Raw genomic sequence first — 532 nt, 5'->3', positions numbered from 1 at the left:
GGCGGTGAGCGCCTGGGCCATCGCTTCGGCCAGGTCATGGGCGACCGCGCCGACCCGGCCGGAGGCGCGGCCATCAGCGCCGAAGCCATCGGCACCGATCACGTCCAGCGGCCCGGCGACCGGATAGGCGGCGACCGGCGTGCCGCTGGCCAGCGCCTCGATCATCACCAGCCCGAACGTATCGGTGCGGCTGGGAAAGGCCAGCACGTCGGCGCCGGCATAGGCCGAGGCCAGCGCCGGACCGTGCAGGGCGCCGAGGAAATGCGCGGCGGGATATTTGCGTTGCAGCGCATCGAGCGCAGGGCCGTCGCCGACCACCAACTTGTCCCCCGGCCAGGGCGCGGACAGGAAGGCCTCGATATTCTTTTCCACCGCGACACGGCCGACGTGGAGGGCGACGGGGCGCTTCAGTTCGGCATAGACCGGGTGCGGCGGCGCATCGGGGCGGAACTGGCCGACGTCGGCGCCGCGCGACCACAGGCGGGTGTTGGCCAGGCCATGCGCGGCCAGCTCGGCGGCGAGGCGCGGTGTG

At 73.3% G+C, this 532-nt stretch carries 1 protein-coding gene; it reads right to left on the bottom strand.

Annotated elements, in window-relative coordinates:
* Nucleotides 1-532, bottom strand: a 532-nt coding sequence (locus tag GJ693_RS16655) for a glycosyltransferase (RefSeq protein ID WP_156257301.1), incomplete at both ends; no start/stop codon positions are given.

It is taken from the genome of Sandarakinorhabdus oryzae (assembly GCF_009733735.1).
Lineage (GTDB): Bacteria > Pseudomonadota > Alphaproteobacteria > Sphingomonadales > Sphingomonadaceae > Sandarakinorhabdus > Sandarakinorhabdus oryzae.
This window is presented reverse-complemented; position numbering and strand designations above follow the sequence as displayed.